This window comes from Bacillus sp. AFS017336, assembly GCF_002555445.1.
Classification (GTDB): domain Bacteria; phylum Bacillota; class Bacilli; order Bacillales; family Bacillaceae_G; genus Gottfriedia.
In genome coordinates, this window is sequence record NZ_NUCO01000143.1 from 15081 (window position 1) to 32111 (window position 17031).

Sequence of the window (17031 nt, forward strand, 5' to 3'; positions counted from 1 at the left end):
TTATGACTACTGCATATGAGAAAATTAATGAACTAATGGATCGTAAAAGAACGATTGAACTTGGCGGTGGAGATGACCGAATAGATTCGCAGCATAATAGAGGAAAATTAACTGCAAGAGAGCGTATCAACCTTCTTTTAGATGAAGATACATTTGTTGAATTAAATCCTTTTATCAAACATCGAGCAACAAATTTTGGAATGGATAAAATGGAAAGTCCCGGTGAAGGTGTTGTTACTGGGTACGGTAAAGTGCACGGCCGTTTAATTTATGTTTTTGCACAAGACTTTACTGTTTTTGGTGGCGCACTTGGTGAAATGCACGCTATTAAAATAGCAAAAGTCATGGACTTAGCAGCAAAAGTTGGTGCTCCAATCATTGGCCTAAATGATTCAGGTGGTGCAAGAATACAAGAAGGTGTTGTTTCATTAGACGGTTACGGTCATGTTTTTTATCGCAATTCGATCTATTCTGGTGTGATTCCGCAAATTTCAGTTATTATGGGACCATGTGCAGGCGGTGCTGTCTATTCACCTGCTATTACTGATTTTGTGTTTATGGTTGAAAAAACGAGCCAAATGTTTATTACTGGACCAAAAGTAATTGAGACAATAACTGGTGAAAAAATCTCATCTGAAAATTTAGGTGGGGCAAAAGTTCACTCTTCGATTAGCGGTGTGGCACATTTCACTGAAGAAAATGAACCAGAAATTTTAGAGCAGGTTCGTAGACTAATAAGCTTTTTACCTCAAAATAATAATGAAAAACCAGAAGGTGTACCTTTCTTTGAAAAAGATGATTGGCGTGAAGACTTAATTGATCTAGTACCAATTGAATCAACAAAAGTTTATGATGTAAGAAAAGTGATCGAACAAATACTTGATAGTGGCGATTTTATGGAGGCACAACCAAACTTTGCTAAAAATATCGTCATCGGTTTTGGTCGTATTGATGGAAATACAGTAGGAATAATTGCAAATCAGCCAAAAGTTATGGCAGGTGGCCTTGATATTAATTCTTCTGATAAACTATCAAGATTTATCCGATTCTGTGATTCTTTCAATATTCCATTAATCACATTTGAGGATGTTACTGGTTTCTTCCCAGGGGTAAATCAAGAGCATGGGGGAATTATCCGCCACGGTGCTAAAATTTTATATGCTTATTCAGAAGCTACTGTACCAAAAATAACTGTAATCCTGCGAAAAGCGTACGGAGGTGCGTATGTAGCGATGAATTCCAAAGCGATTGGCGCAGATGTTGTCTACGCTTGGCCAAATGCAGAAATCGCAGTTATGGGACCAGAGGGAGCAGCCAATATTATTTTTGCAAAAGAAATCAATCAGAGCATCGATCCAGTTGCAACACGAGCTGAAAAAATTTCAGAATATAGAGAAATGTTTGCGAACCCTTATGTTGCCGCTTCTCACGGGATGGTTGATGATGTCATCGATCCAAGAGAAACACGTAAAGTATTAAAACAGTCATTAGAAATGTTAAGAACAAAAAATGAGACAAGACCAAATAAAAAACATGGAAATATTCCTCTTTAAGAGCAACATAAAGGAAATTTCTTTTTGAAAACGCGACTAGATATATTGAAATTTAGTATGTCTAGTTTTTTGTATTATTGCTAAAAATTTCATGTTCATTTATTATTGACAAATAAAAATTTTTATGTTATAATTAATTTTTTTGCTGTTGACTTGATTCCTGTTTGTCGTTACGATATACATTGAAATGATTAATTGTACAGGAGTGATTTTTTTGATCGGTAAAAATAATATCCAAATGTTAAGTATTACAATGAATACGAATGGAATGATCAATACGATTCATCCAACTTTAATTTGGAATGAAGAAGATGTTGTATTAATTGATACAGGTTATCCCGGGCAATTGAATGAATTTCGAAATTGTTTTGAACAAGTAGGAGTTCCTTTTGAAAAACTTAACAAAATCCTTATTACCCATCAAGATATCGATCATATTGGGAGTCTTTCTTCTATTGTAGAAGAGTCTACTAATCAGATTGAAGTTTTTGCAAGTGAAATTGAAAAACCTTATATACAAGGTGATAAATTGCTAATTAAAATTACACCTGAATCGATTGAAAGAGCTATAGCTTCACTACCAGCCGAAGCATCAGACGAATTTAAAAATGCATTCAAAAACAGACTCCAGAGCCCACCAAAAGGAAAGGTTAATCATGTGTTAATACCTGGAACTGAATTACCAATTTGTGGCGGAATTACTGTAATTGATACAGCTGGTCATACACCAGGACATATAAGTTTTTATCATAAAGAATCAAAAACTTTAATTGCTGGGGATGCTTTAATGATTGAAAATGGTCAACTGAATCCTTCAAATCCACAATATACATTTGATATTGATCAATCAATTAAATCAGTTGAAGCATTAGTAGATTTGGATATTGAAAAAATTATTTGTTATCACGGAGGATTATTTGAAGGGAATATAAAGGAAAGATTAGGTGAAATTATTAAATAAATTTTTCCGCATTATTCTTATATACATTGTTTATGGAGGAAATAAAATGAGCAATAAAAATTACCAAGAACTAATAAAAGATCGAATTTATTTCGGTGGTGCTGATGATGTAAAAGAAATGATGGACCATGAAAATGCAGATATAGTTTTTGATCTGCGAGTAAAAAATTATGAAGCTGACACTGAAATTAATCGAGTACATAGTCCGATTGTAGATGATTCGGAAGAACAAGCAAATACACTTAAAACGGCAATTGAAAACGTAGTTGAAGCATATAACAGTGATCAAAAAGTATATTTCCATTGTGGTGGGGGAAATACTCGTGCAGGTATCGTGGCCATTGGTACTTTACTTGCCTTAAACAAAGCTGAAACAATTGATGAAGCAGAAGAAATGGCTCTCAAAATTCGTCCAACAATTAAATCGAATCCAAATATGAAGGAAGCTTTAAAAAAAATCTATCCTAAAGCTTAAATAAAAAAACGCTAATTTTACAATTTTAGATTGTATAATTAGCGTTTTTTTTATGAACTACCTTCCAAGTGATTCTTTACACAATTAATAAAGTCACTTTTAGTAAATGTATTTTCTTTTGTGCTAGGAAATACTACCCAAAAATCTTGGGAAATAAAATCTGTTTCTATAATTGGAATTACTTTTAATTCTCCACTTAAAACTTCGGGGAAATTTTTTAAAGTTGTATTATGCACATAAGTAAAAACTCTTCCTTCTTTAATGATTTCGATAAGAGTCATTGTACGATTCGACTTTAAAACAATTTCATTTTTAAATTTTTTGGCTAATTGAAGAAAGCCTTTATTGGAAAAATTATACATAACAACCTTATGATTAATTAAATCATTCGCTGTTACATGATCTAATTTATACAAAGGTGAACCTTTCCCTACAACAATGCAAACATTCCCTTTACTTAAAAATTCAAAATTTAAATTATGTTCTTTCTCTAACTCTGCTTTTGTAGCTACTACTAGCGCTAGGTCATAATCTTCTTTCGTCAAATTGTTAATGATTTGATTTGTCCCTTGTTCAATTAATTCAATCGTAACATTAGCGTTTATGTTAGAGTACTTTTTCAAGACATCATGAATTGTATAAGTAAAAGTAGGTGCAACTGCGATTTTGATATGCTTACCTCTCGTTTCCTTAAAATCTGAAAGCTGTTCTTTTAAATCTTTTAAATTATTTAAAATTTCAAGTGATCTAGATAAAACTAACTCTCCTTGAAGGGTTAAGGTAATTCCGCCTCTAGATCGATTAAAAATATTAATTTCTAATTCTCTTTCAAGTTGGGTAATGGCTTGACTAACCCCAGAAGTAGAAATATGCAGTTTTTTCGCAGCCTTTGAAATCGACTTTTCTTTAGCAATACTTACAACATATTCTAGTTGTTCAAAGTTCATTTTTACCCCCCCATAAAAAAATACTACTTTTGCGAGTAGTTCCTATTAATATATATTACTATATTCTATTAAATTCGTTTGTTAAGTATTGCTTAAATATAGGTTAACATATGTTAAATGTATTTTCTAAGAAAATCATGTAAAATGATAATAATATAATAATAATTCCTTTTAATTTTATAGGATTAATTAGGATTAATCAATTGGATATAGGTAATTGGATATAATTAGCGTTAAAGGTGGTAATAAAATGTTTACTTATAATGAAATCAATCACCAAGAAAATAAAACATTTATTTTTGTTGAAAATACACTTTTCGTTTCTGGGATTTGTACCATATTAGAGCATCATAAATTAAATGTAAGAAAAATAGATTTCCATCATATCAATACAGGGGAATTATATGAAACTTATTTTATTTGTCATGTAAAAAATGAAGAAATGGTAAATAAATCGCAATTATTAAAGTTGCGTGATAAGAAAATCAAGATCATCATCATAAAAAATAATATAGATTACAGAGAAATTGTGGACTTGATGAGTATCGGAGTTAATGGAATATGCTTAACAGATATAGATGAACAATACTTAATTCAAATAGTTAAACAAGTTCAAAACGGTCAATTCTTTCTAGATTCACGATTAACAAATAAAATTGTACAAGAAAACAATCGACTGATCGAGAGCGGTAGAAAAAGAAAAGAATTAGACTATAAAGCAATGAATAACCTTTTAACGAAAAGAGAAATTGAAATATTAGATTTACTAGGTAAAGGTTATTCGAACGTACAAATCGGTGATGAATTGTATATCTCAAGTAAAACTGTAAAAAATCACGTTTCAAATATAATCCATAAATTACAAGTTTCAGATCGATTAAACGCAGTCATTTTTGCGATAAAAAATAATTGGATTTCCCTTGATTAATATGGATGAAAAAATACAACTAATCTTTAATCTTTATGAGGTGAAAGGATTATTGTATTTTTTTATGGATTTAAAGCGCTTTCATTAAGAGATAACCCCTTTACGGACTAATTCTCCAACTGCGTGAGAGCGATTATTAGCTCCTAGCTTTTTGATCGCGGATTTTACATATTGTTTTACTGTAAGCTCGCTAATATTCATTGAATCTGCCATTTCTTTCGTACTTTCCCCCCAAGCAATTCTCTTCATTACTTCTAATTCTCTTTTACTTAATTCAATTGAATGGTGAGCTCCAGTTGTATTTTCTAAAAATTTACCAATTAACTTACCATAATATGTAAAAGACGATAATAATTTTTCATCCATTTTTAATTCATTTTTAAATTCTGTTGAACAAATATAGCCAACAACTACTGTCCCAAAGCAAATAGGCACTGCAATCATGGAACTGACACTAGAAGGGAAGATATATTTACTACTTGTTTGTTTTAAGTATTCAATACCAGAACAAAATTTTGCTTTTCTCTCACAAATTGCTGAGTAAATAATTGGTAGTGAACGAATATCATCTCTAATTTCACGAATATGAGATAATCCATCCGTAGTAATTAATATGATACCTTCTCCTAAAAATCCAAAAGGAGAATATCTAAATAAATATGCATTTTCTACCGGAAAAAGATTCATATACAGATCAAGAATGTTGTACAAATGTTCTTCATGACTTGTACTAACTTCAATTTTTCTAATTTGTTCTTGTATGGTATAGTCAGAAACCACTTTATCATCTCCTTTTTAGGGATATTATATATGCAAAATTAGGAATATTCTAATTATACTAAAAATTATATCCTTTAGATAGGCTTTTTGAGATATAGGATCTCGTAAAGTAAAACAAAATTCGAATATGAAAGGGAGATGTATAGTGGCTAATTTAGATCCAAAAGCAAGAGCATATGTGGAGATGTTTAATCAAATGCCAGCGATTCACAAAATGGAACCAAATGCAGTAAGAGAAATGTTTGCAAGTGTACCACCTGTAGAAGTTGAACTAGCTCCGTTAGCGAAAGTTGAAGATCTAAAAGTTCCAGTTGGACAAGATGACCAAATTAAGATTAGAGTATACACTCCAGAGGGGGAAGGCCCATTTCCAGTATTTGTCTATTACCATGGGGGCGGTTGGGTAATAGGTGATTTAGAAACATCAGATGCAAGTTGCAGAATGCTAGCTAATCGTACGAATAGAATAGTTGTTTCTGTTGATTATCGACTTGCTCCAGAATACAAATTTCCGATTCCAGTTGAAGATTCCTATACAGCATTAAATTGGGTGAGTGAGCATGCTAATGAATTTAATGGAAACGCTTCCAATTTAGTTGTTGGTGGAGATAGTGCAGGAGGAAATCTTGCTGCAGTTGTATCGCAAATTTCAAAAGATCAAAACGGACCTAATATTTTAGGACAAGTACTTGTATATCCTGTTACGGCTTTAACTTATGATACTAAATCGTATTTTGATTTCCAAGAAGGGTATGGACTAGATCGCGATTTAATGATCTGGTTTGGAAACCATTATATCAACTCTGAAGATGACGCTAGAAATAAATACGTTTCTCCACTTTCATCTGAAGATTTAAGTAACCTACCTTCTGCGCTTATTATTACTGCGGAAAATGATGTACTCCGAGATGAAGGAAATAAATATGGTCAGCGTTTAAGAGATGCAGGTGTAAATGTAGAGATGTATTGTGAGGAAGGACTTGTTCACGGATATTTTACAAATATGGCGGTGTTTCCTGAGCGAATAGAAGAGTCGATCAATCGAATTGAGGAGTTTTTAAATAAATTGAATCAAACGGTTTTAAATAAAGGATAAGATTGATTCCATTCTAAAAAATATTTATTTAAACAAGGAGGATTTGAAATGAAAGCTAACATTCAACATTATGACGCAATTGTTATTGGTGCAGGCTTTTCGGGGTTATACATGCTCCACCGCTTAAGAGAGGATGGACTCACGGCTCGTGTATTTGAAGCTGGTGAGGGCGTTGGCGGGACATGGTTTTGGAATCGTTATCCAGGAGCAAGATGTGATTCAGAAAGCATTTACTATAATTATACATTTTCTGAAGAATTATATAAAGAATGGACATGGACTTCTAGGTATCCTGAGCAACCTGAAATTTTAAGCTATTTGAATTTTGTAGCCGATAAATTTAATTTGCGTAAAGATATTCAATTTAATACAAGAGTTCAATCTGCACACTATGATCCTGAAAATAATATATGGAATATTAAACTTGAAAACAACACGAACGTAACAGCAAAATACTTTATTACAGGTGTTGGATGTTTATCAGCAGCAAATGTACCTGACTTCAAAGGAATCGAATCATTCAAAGGAGAATGGTATCATACAGGTCACTGGCCAAGAGATAAAGAAGTGGATTTAAAAGGTAAACGCGTTGGAATCATTGGAACTGGATCGAGCGGTGTACAAGCTATTCCAGTGATTGCACAGCAAGCCGGTCACTTAACTGTATTTCAACGAACGCCTCAATATAGTGCACCTGCGAGAAATCATCCTTATGACCCAGCATATATTCGAAATACTAAAGCAAATTTTAAAGAAATTAAAAAACAAATGCGAGAATCTACTGGCGGCCAACCTACTGAAGTACCAACTCAATCTGCACTAGAGGTTAATCAGTTGGAAAGAACTCAAAAATACGAAGAAATTTGGAAAAATGGTGGACTTGGACTTTTTGGAGCGTTTACTGACCTTACACTGAATGAAAAAGCAAATGAAACAGTTGCTGGGTTTATCCGCTCGAAAATTAGTGAAATTGTACTTGATTCTGAAGTTGCCAAAAAACTAATGCCATATTATTACTATGGTACAAAACGTCCAATTATTGATACGAATTATTATGAAACATATAATCGTGAAAACGTTACATTAATTGATGTCAAGAATGATCCAATCGAATCAATTACACCTGCTGGTTTGAAAACTAAAGATAATGTTTACGAATTAGATGTTATTATTTTTGCTACTGGTTATGATGGGATGACCGGTCCGTTAATGAAGATCGATATAAAAGGAAAAGATGGAGTTACTTTAAAAGAAAAATGGGCTGGAGGAGCTCAAACGAGAACCTATCTAGGAATTGCTAACGCAGGATTTCCTAATATGTTTATGATTACTGGCCCTGAAAGTCCTTCAGTTTTAAGCAATATGCCAGTTTCAATCGAACAACATGTAGAATGGATTGCGGATTGTATTCAGTTCTTACGTCAAAAGGACATCGATGTGATTGAAGCTAATATTGAAGCAGAAAATGCATGGAGTCAACATTGTCGAGAAATTGCTGAGGCGACACTTTTTACTAAAACCGAATCATGGTACACCGGGGCAAATATTAAAGGAAAACCAAGAGGATTTCAAATTTATTTAGGCGGTGTTGGAGCATACCGTAAAAAATGCGATGAAATTGCTTCGAGTGGTTATGAAGGTTTTGTTTTAACATCAACTGCAGTTCACTAATTGGTATTGTAACATTTTAAGAGGATGTCCCGAAAGTATAACTTTAGGGGCATCCTTAGTTCTTTTTATAGGTAATTAGAAACTATACTAATGCTTAAGTAAAAATAAGCGAGTGAGTGTACGAAAAATGGATCAGAAATTGCATTAGTGGCTAAGTGCAAATAAGTGTGTGAAACTTGCAAATTAGAAATCAGAAATTGCATTGATGACGAAGTGCAAATAAGCTTGTGAAACGTGTAAATAAGAAATCAGAAATTGCATTAATGGCGAAGTGCAAATAAGTGTGTGAAGGGTGCAAATAAGAAATCAGAAACTGCAATTAAATAGAAAAGTGCAAATAAAAATCGTGATTCTGCAAATAAAAATAGTAAAACTGCAATTAAAATTAACAAAACTGCAAATAAATTTTAGGAAACTGCAATTAAATTTCCTAGAATCCCAAAATTCTATGATAATACCTATACCAGTTGGGGTATTTTGGCTTCGTTTTGCCTCAATATGGACGGTCTAATATAGAAAATTAATTAATTTGCTCTAATTCATTCAAAATAACCTTAGTTTGATAAAAAAATCTACTATATACATAAAAATCAGTATCATAAAATTACCTTTAATTAAAAAACGCCACTAAAATACCCCCATATTTGCCTCGAGACAGTCAGCATTATTCATTTATTCATAAATTTAAAAATGGAAGCCCCCTTACCAGTTAAGTTGAATTCTAAATCGGCACTTTTAAAGGATTTAGATTTTATAAAGAGTAGTTTATTTAGTAATCTTTTCTTCCCACCTAATTATTAAAATTCATTAACGTTAAGGTGAATTAATCCACTAATCCAGAGTAAAAATAGTATAATGATTTGTATTTAAATTTTATCTCTAGTATAAATATTCACTTTGCTAGATGTAAGAGATAAAAAGGGGAGAGTTTTATTTTGTCTGCATCAAAAAAATCTATTTTTAAAGGGACTTCATTTACGAACTTCTGGATCTCGCGAATGATGACTTCCACGTCATTTCAGATGTTATCCGTTGCAATTGGATGGCAAATGTATGATTTGACACATGACGCATTTAGTCTTGGTTTAGTAGGACTAGCGCAGTTTATTCCGATGGTATTACTTACACTTGTAGTAGGTCAAGTCGCTGACAGAGTTGATCGTCGAAAAATTGTTTTCATATGCCAAATGATTGAAGCGCTTATTGCAGGACTTCTTTTATATGGAAATTATGCAAATTGGCTTAGTCGTGAGGAAATATTAGTAGCTGCATTTATACTCGGTGCTTGCCGATCTTTTGAGGGGCCAGCTTCATCAGCTTTATTGCCACAAGTAGTTCCAAAATCTATTTTACAACAAGCTATTTCTTGGAGTACTTCTGCAGGTCAAACAGCACAAATATTAGGGCCATCTCTTGGAGGAGTATTATTTTCAGTTGGGCCGGCTTATGTTTATGCTACTTCAGCAATTGCCTTATTACTTTCATCAATCCTTACATTCTTCATTAAATTAGATAGTCAATTTATTCGAAAATCAGAGCCAGTTACTTTACGAACAATGCTAATGGGTTTAGAATTTGTATATAAACATCCAATTATTTTAGGAACAATTTCGCTTGATTTATTCGCGGTACTACTAGGTGGAGCTACAGCCCTTTTACCAATTTATGCGCAAGATATATTACATACGGGTGCATGGGGATTAGGTTTAATGCGAACTGCACCTGCTGTGGGAGCATTAATCATGTCACTAATATTAGCGTATTCCCCACTAAAAAAATCATATGGTCGGATATTATTTAGTGCATTAATTGTGTTTGGATTGGCTACAGTGCTATTTGCAGTTTCAACAAATATAGTCATTTCATTAATTGCTTTATTTATCATCGGAGCTTCTGATGTAGTCAGTGTTGTAATCCGTTCTTCACTAGTACAGCTACAAACTCCAGACGATATGAGAGGTCGAGTCAATGCCGTAAATTCGCTATTTATTGGAACCTCAAATCAACTTGGAGAATTTGAATCTGGTACGATGGCTGGATTAATTGGTACTGTTCCAGCAGCAGTAGTTGGAGGTCTTGGGACGATTGTAGTTGCTGGACTTTGGATGTATTTATTCCCTTCGCTTAGAAGAATTAATTCACTTTCTGGAGAGAAAACAGAAAAAGTAGGATAATTTAATTAAAGGAGAATTTATGGAAAATACAAAAAACACATTTGATACGATTGATGAATATATTTCACAATTTCAACCAGAAATTCAAGAAAAATTACAAGCTTTAAGAAAGACAATTAAAGAAATTGTACCGAATGCAGTTGAAAAAATTAGTTATCAAATGCCTACATTTGCGCTTAATAAAAACTTAGTACATTTTGCAGCATATAAAAATCATATTGGATTTTATCCTGGCGCAAGCGGAATTGCAGCATTTAAGGAAGAATTATCAGTTTATAAAGGCGCAAAAGGGTCTGTTCAATTTCCAATAAATGAACCACTACCGTTTGATTTAGTAAAAAAGATTGTTAAATATAGAGAAATTGAAGATATAAAAAAAGCAGAAGAAAAAAAACAAAAAAAGAAATAAACTAGAAAAACATCAGTCAAATATGTAGTAAAAACCTCTAAGTCTATTTAGCCTTAGAGGTATTTACTTTTAAAAGGGAAATACCTGATGACATTTTGTTCATAATTTTGTCAAAGAATTTGCTTTGAAAACGTTAAATATCAGTTATACTAAACTTGTATTCAACTGGTAAAACGATTTGTAAAAAGATTTTTTTTAGAAGTTTATGTGAATAATTTCACAATTCCTATTTTGGGGGACATTGCAAATGAAAAGAAAATTATTAATGATTGGTAATGGAATGGCAGGAGTTCGTTGTATAGAGGAGATTTTAAAAAGAAATAAAAATTTATTTGAAATTACAATCATTGGAGATGAGCCACATCCGAACTATAACCGAATTATGTTATCAAATGTACTTCAAGGTAAAACCACAATTGATGAAATAAATATTAATGATTGGAAATGGTATGAAGAGAATCAAATTACATTACTAACAAACGAAAGAGTTACGGAAATTTCAACTATAGATAAAATAGTAGAAACAGAAAAAGGAAAAACGATTTCTTATGATGAACTTATTATAGCTACTGGTTCGAGTGCATTTATACTGCCGATTCAAGGAAATCAACTTGATGGAGTAGTCGGTTTTCGTACAATTCAAGATACTGAACTAATGATAAATTACGCACAAAAATATAAAAAAGCAGTCGTAATTGGAGGAGGCCTATTAGGTTTAGAGGCTGCAAGAGGTTTAATTGATCGAGGAATGGAAGTACATGTAGTCCATCTACTACCTACTTTAATGGAACAGCAACTAGATGAACCTGCAGCAAAAATGCTCAAAAAAGATTTAGAAGCCCAAGGTATGAATTTCTTAATGGAAAAACAAACGGTTTCGATTAATGGTACAAATCGTGTAGAAAGCATTAATTTCTCAGATGGTACTAGTTTAGAATGTGATCTAGTTGTAATGGCAGTTGGGATACGACCTAACATATCATTAGCAAAAAATGCAGGAATTGATGTAAACCGTGCAATTCTTGTAAACGATTTTATGCAATCATCAGATTCATCAATTTATGCAGTAGGTGAATGTGCCGAACATAATGGAACTACTTATGGATTAGTAGCGCCGTTGTATGAACAAGGGATTGTACTTGCAGATCATATAACAGGTTTCCCAACCAACGGATATAAAGGAAGCATATTATCAACTCAGTTAAAGGTTTCAGGATGTGATCTTTTTTCTGGAGGACTAATCCACGAGGAAGATGATACACAAGCAATCGTTATAAATGACCAATTTGCAGGTCTTTATAAAAAAGTAATCGTAAGGGATGAAAAAGTTGTTGGTGTAGTTTTATATGGAGATGCATCAGATGGTAACCGACTGTTCAATATGCTGAAAAATGAAACAAATATTAAAGAATTTACAAGTGCTTCGATTCTCCATAAATCAGGAGAGGATTCAGCAGAAGACTTTGTTCTCTCAATGAGTGCAAACGATACTGTATGTGGGTGTAATGGAGTAACGAAAGGCACAATCGTACAATCAATTTTAGAGCAAGAGCTTACTACGTTTGAAGATGTGAAAAGTTGCACAAAGGCTGGAGCATCTTGTGGAAAATGTAAAGGAATGGTTGAAAGTATCTTAGCAGCAACACTTGGTGATACATTTGATCCAAATGCTGCAAAACCAGGTATGTGTGGATGTACACACTTATCTCGTGACGAAGTTATGAATGAAATAAAAGAAAAAGGGTTACAAACTCCTAGGGAAGTTCGAATGGTACTAGGTTTTGAAAATGAAGAAGGATGTTCAAAATGTAGACCAGCTTTAAACTATTATTTAAGAATGATGTATCCAAATGATTATCATGATGATAAGTCATCTCGATTCGTAAATGAGAGAATGGAAGGAAATATTCAAAAAGATGGTTCATTCTCTATTGTACCTCGAATGTATGGTGGGGTAACGACCGGTGATGAATTGATTAAAATTGGTGAAGTTGCAAATAAATTTAACGTACCGTTAGTAAAAGTTACTGGTGCAAGCCGCGTTGGTTTATATGGTGTTAAAAAAGAAGACGTACCAAAGGTTTGGCAAGAATTAGGGATGCGTTCTGGCTATGCATATTCTAAGTCCTTAAGAAACGTTAAATCATGTGTCGGCAATAGATTCTGCCGATTTGGAACACAAGATTCATTAGGATTAGGAATCGAACTAGAAAAAGCGATCGAAATGGTAGATACTCCGCACAAAATGAAGATGGGTGTAACAGGTTGTCCAAGAAACTGTGCTGAAGTACTGACAAAAGACTTTGGAGTAATATGCGTAGAAAATGGCTACCAGCTTTATATAGGAGGGAATGGTGGAACAGAGGTTAGAGAATGTGATCAACTAACGACTGTTACGACTGAAGAAGAAGTAATTCATATGGCAAAAGCATACGTTCAATTCTATCGAGAAACTGGCGTATACGGTGAGCGAACTGCTCCTTGGGTAGAAAGACTTGGAGCAGATAAAGTTAAAGAAGTGTTATTAAATAAAGAACAAGAAAATGCATTAGTAGAGAAATTCGATCAAGCAAAAGCAACATATGAAGAAGCTTGGGGTCAAGCGTTAACGAATCAATTAGATCTTTATGAAGTTATTAGAAAATAATAGCGAAATCGAGAGGAGCCATAAGATGATCACAACACCAGAAAAAATTAATGTTATTGATGTAGAATCATTACCAATACAAATTGGAAAAGAGATCGTTATTAAAGGGGAATCAATTGCTTTATTTAGATTATCAAACGGAGAAGTATATGCAATTGAAAGTACTTGTCCATATACTAATGGGCCACTTGCAGAAGGTATTGTTTCGGGTGAATATGTATTTTGTCCGCTTCGTGACTGGAAAATTTCATTAAGAACTGGTGAAGTACAAAAACCAGATGATGGAATTGTAAAAACATATGAAACAGAAATAATCGACGGTTTTGTATATATTATGGTGTAACTTATGACAAAAAAAAATGGATTTATCTCATTTGTAGGTGCTGGTCCTGGCGATTTAGGTTTAATAACTGAAAAAGGAATGAATTGTATTCGAGAAGCAGAAGTAATCTTATACGATCGACTTGCAAATCCAAGATTACTAAGAGAAGCGGCTGGAAACTGTGAATTCATATACTGTGGAAAGCTACCTGATCGACATACAATGCGACAAGAAATGATTAATCAAACGTTAGTCAATTATGCAAAAGAAGGTAAATATGTCGTTAGATTAAAAGGTGGAGACCCATCAGTTTTCGGTAGAGTAGGGGAAGAAGCAGAGGAAGCTTCTAAGCATAATATACCTTATGAAATTGTACCGGGCATTACATCTAGCATCGCTGCAGCTGCATATGCTGGTATTCCAGTTACACATCGTGAATATAGTACAAGTTTTACATTAAGAACAGGGCATAAATGTTTGGAAAATGAAGATTTAAAGGAATCAAATTGTTCTGACCAGTTAGGAGATACACTTGCATATTATATGGGAGTAAATAATCTCCCTAAAATTTGTAAGCATTTAATCCAAAATGGTAAATCAAAAGATACTCCGGTAGCTGTAATACAGTGGGGAACAATTGGTAAACAAATAGTTGTAGAAGGAACGATTGAAACAATTGTATCAAATATAGAGAAAGAAAAAATTACAAATCCTGCGATGACTATTATTGGAGATGTAGTTAAACTTCGCTCAAAGCTTGCTTGGTTTGATAAGAAAAAATATTTTGGACGAAAAATTTTATTGGCAAAAGCTACTGCAACAGTAGAAAAAAATGGACTAGAAGCTTATCTATCTGAAAACGGTGCTGAGGTTTATTCTTTTCCAACACTAAAATTGGTTGAACTTCCAATTGAAAATAATCAGTTAGTTGATGCATTTTGTCATGAAAGATTAGTTTTTTGTACACCAGAAAGTGTGGAATTATTTATTTCTAATATGCACAGATCAAATCACGATGTTCGTAAACTTCCAATGAGAATTGAGTCAATTTCTTCGAAGACAAATAAGGTACTTGCGAAGTATGGAATTATTGCAGAGAAGTTCACTGATGAAGAAGTCTCAACAGTATTTGTTGGATCTCAAGACAAGGAAGACCCAAAGCCACCTAAATCTAAATTTTTGGCAACACATAAAAATATTGCAGATTCTCGCTTTGATGTAATAAATCAAAGAATGTTAGATGAAACCAATTGGGAGTCAATTATTTTTCCAAATAAGTCGTCGGTAGATTGGTTTTTAAAAGAATTAAATGAAACAGATCAACATGCTTTAAAAAATTTACCTTTTGCATATATCGGTGAATCAGTTAAGGAATATGCATTTAAGTGTGGCTTTACGAAAGTTGATGAAGAACTACAAGATCAACTATTGCTTGGAGATTGGAAGTGAAATCATGTTTGATGCCGTCGTTTATATTGGACACGGAAGTCGTAGGCAGGAAGGTAATGAACAATTTATTCACTTTATTCAGTCCGTCATCAAAAACGTTGCGGTACAAAAACAAGAGTATGCATTTTTAGAATTAGTTGAGCCAACCATTCAGCAAACATTAGAAAAAGTAATATTAGAAGGTGCGCAAAAAATATTAGTCGTACCAGTATTATTATTTGCAGCCGGTCATTTTAAACGCGATATACCAGACGAATTAAATCTTATATTAGATCGATTTCCACAAGTGAACATTACAATAACTGAACCGTTTGGTGTACATGAGAAAATGATTCAATTAGTTCAAAAACGAGTAATGTTCGCAAAAGAAACTAGTCATTCTGCAATATTATTAGTCGGACGAGGTAGTAGTGATACTGAGCCAATTGAAATGCTTGAACAAATAGGAAATGCTGTAGAGGATCGTATGGGAGTACCTGTTCGGACAGCTTTTTTAACAGCTGGAAAACCAAAGTTAGAAGATATGATTAATAAGATGAGTAAAGAATTTCAAAGTATTTATGTTATGCCCTATTTATTATTTACAGGTCTACTGCTTGAAAAAATTAAGAGACGCATTGCACTAGAAAATGAAAAGTTTCACCTGTGTGGGAATTTACAATTTGATGAATTAATGAGTGAAGCACTTATAGAACGTATTCAAGAAAAGGTAAAAAGTCTGAATAAAGGGTGATCATTTTGAAAGAAATTATAGATACAATTGGAAATGCAGCTTTAGCTAGGACAAACCAAGTAAATACAAGTAAAACAAAATATATGGTTCCGACAATGATGGCAGGCTTTTTTGTAGGATTAGGTATTATATTAATCTTCACGATTGGTGGATTACTAGCTCCCACTGCCTTTGCTGGAACAAAAATTATTATGGGTGTTTCATTTGGAATTGCATTAAGTTTAGTTATTATGGCTGGAGCAGATTTATTTACGGGAAATAACATGATTATGTCAATTGGCATGTTAGAAAAAAAGGTGAGTTGGACTGATACTTTGAAAGTATGGTGCTATAGCTATCTTGGAAATTTATTGGGTTCAGTACTCGTAGCTGTATTGTTTGTATACTCTGGATTAGCTAATGGTGGTGTAGCAGATTTTATTAATAATGCAGCATCAGCAAAAATGAATGCTCCATTTGTTGAGCTACTAATACGTGGCATTCTTTGTAATATTCTTGTTTGTTTAGCTCTATGGTGTTCATTTAAAATGAAATCTGAATCTGGTAAATTAATTATGGTATTCTGGTGCTTGTTTGCTTTTATTACTTCAGGGTTTGAACATAGCATTGCAAATATGACATTATTATCAATCTCTTTATTAATCAAACATCCTGAAACAGTTACATTCGCAGGAATGGTTTCAAATTTAATACCAGTTACAATTGGCAATATTATAGGTGGAAGTCTTTTTGTAGGAGCGGCTTACTGGGTTTCTAGCTCTGGGACTACAAATAAAAAATTATCGTCTACTAAAAACAGCCATAGTAAGAAAGTAAGTTAAAAAAATATGCATAAAAGGAAACAACCTTATTCAAAAACTTAAATAAGGTTGTTTTTTTACGCTTG

The 17031-nt window shown here is 33.1% G+C and carries 15 protein-coding genes; 13 read left to right on the forward strand and 2 right to left on the reverse strand.

All coding sequences use genetic code 11. The features are described 5' to 3' along the window. The first annotated feature begins 2 nt into the window (after window positions 1–2). The 3 genes from CN601_RS24070 to CN601_RS24080 all read left to right on the forward strand — a co-directional run bounded on the left by CN601_RS24070 (window position 3) and on the right by CN601_RS24080 (window position 2989). Complete coding sequence (locus tag CN601_RS24070; RefSeq protein WP_098172563.1) at window positions 3–1553, forward strand: acyl-CoA carboxylase subunit beta; 1551 nt, start codon at window positions 3–5, stop codon at window positions 1551–1553. 214 nt (window positions 1554–1767) lie between these two features. Further along, window positions 1768–2514, forward strand: a complete 747-nt coding sequence (locus CN601_RS24075) for an MBL fold metallo-hydrolase (RefSeq protein ID WP_257131806.1) — start codon at window positions 1768–1770, stop codon at window positions 2512–2514. A 46-nt stretch (window positions 2515–2560) separates the two neighbouring features. Then, a complete protein-coding gene (locus CN601_RS24080; RefSeq protein ID WP_098172565.1) occupies window positions 2561–2989 on the forward strand; it encodes a protein-tyrosine phosphatase family protein in 429 nt (142 codons plus the stop codon). A 50-nt stretch (window positions 2990–3039) separates the two neighbouring features. Here the strand turns inward: CN601_RS24080 and CN601_RS24085 are convergent, their stop codons facing one another. Continuing rightward, a complete protein-coding gene (locus CN601_RS24085) occupies window positions 3040–3936 on the reverse strand; it encodes a LysR family transcriptional regulator (RefSeq protein ID WP_098172566.1) in 897 nt (298 codons plus the stop codon). A gap of 250 nt (window positions 3937–4186) precedes the next feature. On the opposite strand from CN601_RS24085, the gene CN601_RS24090 reads away from it, so the two are divergent. Beyond that, complete coding sequence (locus CN601_RS24090) at window positions 4187–4864, forward strand: response regulator transcription factor (RefSeq protein ID WP_098172567.1); 678 nt, start codon at window positions 4187–4189, stop codon at window positions 4862–4864. 84 nt (window positions 4865–4948) lie between these two features. Here the strand turns inward: CN601_RS24090 and CN601_RS24095 are convergent, their stop codons facing one another. After that, the gene (locus CN601_RS24095; protein ID WP_098172568.1) at window positions 4949–5644 is read right to left on the reverse strand and encodes a response regulator transcription factor; all 696 of its coding nucleotides are present in this window, start codon (window positions 5642–5644) and stop codon (window positions 4949–4951) included. Window positions 5645–5789: 145 nt separating this feature from the next. Here CN601_RS24095 and CN601_RS24100 point away from each other — a divergent pair, with 145 nt between their 5' ends. The 9 genes from CN601_RS24100 (at window position 5790) to CN601_RS24145 (ending at window position 16966) form a co-directional block, all read left to right on the forward strand. Then, the gene (locus CN601_RS24100) at window positions 5790–6740 is read left to right on the forward strand and encodes an alpha/beta hydrolase (RefSeq protein ID WP_257131807.1); all 951 of its coding nucleotides are present in this window, start codon (window positions 5790–5792) and stop codon (window positions 6738–6740) included. A 48-nt stretch (window positions 6741–6788) separates the two neighbouring features. Then, the gene (locus CN601_RS24105; RefSeq protein ID WP_098172569.1) at window positions 6789–8411 is read left to right on the forward strand and encodes a flavin-containing monooxygenase; all 1623 of its coding nucleotides are present in this window, start codon (window positions 6789–6791) and stop codon (window positions 8409–8411) included. Between the two features lie 935 nt (window positions 8412–9346). Then, window positions 9347–10585, forward strand: a complete 1239-nt coding sequence (locus CN601_RS24115) for an MFS transporter (protein WP_218923275.1) — start codon at window positions 9347–9349, stop codon at window positions 10583–10585. Between the two features lie 19 nt (window positions 10586–10604). Further along, a complete protein-coding gene (locus tag CN601_RS24120; RefSeq protein WP_098172571.1) occupies window positions 10605–10994 on the forward strand; it encodes an iron chaperone in 390 nt (129 codons plus the stop codon). Window positions 10995–11241: 247 nt separating this feature from the next. After that, window positions 11242–13641 carry a nitrite reductase large subunit NirB gene (gene nirB / locus CN601_RS24125; RefSeq protein ID WP_098172572.1) on the forward strand — a complete coding sequence of 800 codons (2400 nt, stop codon included), beginning with the start codon at window positions 11242–11244 and terminating at the stop codon, window positions 13639–13641. Between the two features lie 25 nt (window positions 13642–13666). Further along, the gene (nirD, locus tag CN601_RS24130) at window positions 13667–13984 is read left to right on the forward strand and encodes a nitrite reductase small subunit NirD (protein ID WP_098118230.1); all 318 of its coding nucleotides are present in this window, start codon (window positions 13667–13669) and stop codon (window positions 13982–13984) included. A 3-nt stretch (window positions 13985–13987) separates the two neighbouring features. Then, window positions 13988–15412, forward strand: a complete 1425-nt coding sequence (gene cobA, locus CN601_RS24135; protein ID WP_098172573.1) for a uroporphyrinogen-III C-methyltransferase — start codon at window positions 13988–13990, stop codon at window positions 15410–15412. 4 nt (window positions 15413–15416) lie between these two features. Beyond that, a complete protein-coding gene (locus CN601_RS24140; protein WP_098172574.1) occupies window positions 15417–16145 on the forward strand; it encodes a sirohydrochlorin chelatase in 729 nt (242 codons plus the stop codon). Continuing rightward, window positions 16142–16966 carry a formate/nitrite transporter family protein gene (locus CN601_RS24145; RefSeq protein WP_373605004.1) on the forward strand — a complete coding sequence of 275 codons (825 nt, stop codon included), beginning with the start codon at window positions 16142–16144 and terminating at the stop codon, window positions 16964–16966. Before CN601_RS24140 ends, CN601_RS24145 begins: the two co-directional genes overlap by 4 nt. Window positions 16967–17031 lie beyond the last annotated feature (65 nt).

Bases quoted from the DNA above. Each gene is read 5' to 3' on its own strand.
- CN601_RS24070 (WP_098172563.1), top strand. From the start codon at position 3: ATGACTACTGCATATGAGAAAATTAATGAACTAATGGATCGTAAAAGA.
- CN601_RS24080 (WP_098172565.1), top strand. From the start codon at position 2,561: ATGAGCAATAAAAATTACCAAGAACTAATAAAAGATCGAATTTATTTC.
- CN601_RS24085 (WP_098172566.1), bottom strand. From the start codon at position 3,936: ATGAACTTTGAACAACTAGAATATGTTGTAAGTATTGCTAAAGAAAAG.
- CN601_RS24090 (WP_098172567.1), top strand. From the start codon at position 4,187: ATGTTTACTTATAATGAAATCAATCACCAAGAAAATAAAACATTTATT.
- CN601_RS24105 (WP_098172569.1), top strand. From the start codon at position 6,789: ATGAAAGCTAACATTCAACATTATGACGCAATTGTTATTGGTGCAGGC.
- CN601_RS24120 (WP_098172571.1), top strand. From the start codon at position 10,605: ATGGAAAATACAAAAAACACATTTGATACGATTGATGAATATATTTCA.
- nirB (WP_098172572.1), top strand. From the start codon at position 11,242: ATGAAAAGAAAATTATTAATGATTGGTAATGGAATGGCAGGAGTTCGT.
- nirD (WP_098118230.1), top strand. From the start codon at position 13,667: ATGATCACAACACCAGAAAAAATTAATGTTATTGATGTAGAATCATTA.
- cobA (WP_098172573.1), top strand. From the start codon at position 13,988: ATGACAAAAAAAAATGGATTTATCTCATTTGTAGGTGCTGGTCCTGGC.
- CN601_RS24140 (WP_098172574.1), top strand. From the start codon at position 15,417: ATGTTTGATGCCGTCGTTTATATTGGACACGGAAGTCGTAGGCAGGAA.